Annotated in this window: 1 protein-coding gene; it reads left to right on the forward strand. The window is 44.4% G+C overall.

The window, feature by feature from the left end; translation table 11 throughout:
• Positions 1-38 precede the first annotated feature (38 nt).
• Positions 39-232, forward strand: a 194-nt coding sequence (locus LKX83_RS32995; RefSeq protein ID WP_255655038.1) for a LytTR family DNA-binding domain-containing protein, incomplete at its 3' end; no start/stop codon positions are given.

The raw sequence follows: 232 nt of genomic DNA on the forward strand, positions 1-232 counted from the left end.
AGATTCATTTTATTGAATCGGAGAAGGGAAAGACGTACTTGTATACGGAGCGCGGTGTGTATGTGAATAAATACAGCTTACTTGAGCTTGAACGCATGCTGCCGGGTGATTTGTTTATACGGAGTCATCGCGCTTATATGGTGAATGTCTACTCCATTGATGAGATTCATCCAGATTTTCACTCAACATTTATGCTGATCATGAATGATGCGGCGCGCACCCGTGTGCCGGT

The sequence above is a fragment of the Cohnella baijiui genome (assembly GCF_020731285.1).
Classification (GTDB): domain Bacteria; phylum Bacillota; class Bacilli; order Paenibacillales; family Paenibacillaceae; genus Cohnella.